We start from the raw sequence: 1,804 nt of genomic DNA, 5'->3' as shown, positions 1-1,804 counted from the left end.
GTCGGAACGTTCCGACAGCACAAATACCCAGCACTCAACGGAGGAACTTACCGGTTGCGGTCCTTGTCGCGGCTGGGCTGGACGCGCTTGGGCTCGCCCGGCATCTTCGGGTACTCCGGGGGGTAGGGCAGGTCCTCGAGGCCGTCCGCCTCGTCCCGGGCCGCGAGCTCCAGGGCCGAGTCCAGCGAGCAGTCCAGCGCCGGGTCGCGGTCGGCGCGCAGCGCGGCGAACAGGTCGCCCCGCTCGGCGAACCTTGCGGGTGCCGACATCACGTCGAAGTCGTCGGGATGCACGTCGGGCACCTCGTCCCAGTCCAGCGGCATCGACACGGTGGCCTTCCCGTTGGCCCGGATCGAGTACGCCGAGGCGATCGTGCGGTCCCTGGCCATCTGGTTGTAGTCCACGAAGATGGCCTCGCCTCGTTCCTCCTTCCACCACCGGGTCGTGACCTTGCCCGGCAGCCTGCGCTCCAGCTCCCGCCCGATCGCGATGGTCGCCCGCCGCGCCTGCGTGAACGTCCACCGGGGCTCCAGCGGCACGAACACGTGCAGCCCACGCCCGCCGGACGTCTTGGGATACCCGGTCAGGTTCAGCTCGCCCAGCAGCTCCCGCAGGTGCGGGGCGACGGCGGCCGCGTCGTCGAAGTCGGTGCCCGGCTGCGGGTCCAGGTCGATCCGGAGCTGGTCGACCGCCTCGACGTCGTCGCGCCGCACCGGCCAGGGGTGGAAGGTGAGCGTGCCCATGTTGGCCGCCCAGGCCACCACCGCGGGCTCCGTGGGGCACACCTCGTCGGCCGTCCGGCCCGACGGGAACGCGATGGTCGCGGTCTCGACGTAGTCCGGCGCGCCCTTCGGGACACGCTTCTGGTAGAAGCCGTCGCCCTTCGGGTCGTCCGGCCTCGGCATCCGCGTCGTGAGGCGCGCACCCTCGTGCCAACCCTTGGGCCAGCGCTCCAGCGTCGTGGGGCGGTGCAGGAGGGCGCCGGTGATGCCGTCGGACACGGCGACGAAGTACTCGACGACCTGCAGCTTGGTGATTCCACGGGGAAACACGACGCGGTCCGGGCTCGTGACGCGCACGGTACGGCCTGCGACGTCGAGCTCCACCGCTGGTGTCTTGGATGCGGCCATGCATAGAAACTAGCCCGCGAGCCGCTCCAGCGCTGCTGAAAGCGCGCGGTGCGCCGCCGGACGGCCGACCACCCGGACCCGCCGGTCGAGGATCCGCCCGGCGTACCGCAGGTCCGCCCCGCACCCGGCCAGGGCCACGAGGGCCGGCACGGCGACAGCCGTCGGCACCGTGCGGGCGACGTCCAGAGCGGTCCGGACGAGCCCGGTCACCGGCACCCCCGCGAGCCGGACCGTGTCCCGCGCCAGACCCGGAGCCCGCCGCACCACCCGTCCGGGCCGCGGTGCGGGGCAGTGCGTCTCGGGGGAGTAGGCCAGCTCCACCGGCGCGCCGGCCGGCCAGGCGGGGGCCACGACGCCGTCGTACACGCCCGTGTGCACCCAGGCGGCCGTCGAGGCCGCGAGCACGCAGCGCACGGCGACGTCGTCCGCGAGGACCAGCGCACGGTGCCGCGAGCCGACCGGCGAGGCCGCGGCCACCGCCGCGCCGTCCCGCAGCTCGACCAGCGCCCCCGCCCGCCGCAGGTCGGACCACGCCACCTGCCCGCCCACGTGCGCGGGCGTCACGACCAGCGGTGCAGGCGCCGGACGAGGATCGAGGAGCGCGGCGAGGGAGCCGCCCGGGGAGTGCATGCGCAGAACCTACGCGCAGCGGGCCCGGTCGCGCAGTGCGACCG

Annotated in this window: 2 protein-coding genes; both read right to left on the bottom strand. The window is 74.2% G+C overall.

The window, feature by feature from the left end; translation table 11 throughout:
* Positions 1–47: 47 nt before the first annotated feature.
* A complete protein-coding gene (locus tag ACFWE2_RS25305) occupies positions 48–1,130 on the bottom strand; it encodes a DNA polymerase domain-containing protein (protein ID WP_377226963.1) in 1,083 nt (360 codons plus the stop codon).
* Between the two features lie 9 nt (positions 1,131–1,139).
* Positions 1,140–1,760 (bottom strand): hypothetical protein, encoded by a 621-nt coding sequence (locus tag ACFWE2_RS25300; protein ID WP_377226962.1) that lies wholly within the window; start codon positions 1,758–1,760, stop codon positions 1,140–1,142.
* Positions 1,761–1,804: the final 44 nt, after the last annotated feature.

Source organism: Promicromonospora sp. NPDC060271, from assembly GCF_042726755.1.
GTDB lineage: Bacteria > Actinomycetota > Actinomycetes > Actinomycetales > Cellulomonadaceae > Promicromonospora.
The sequence above is the reverse complement of the archived record's forward strand: the minus strand, read 5'-3'. Positions and strand labels throughout refer to the sequence as shown.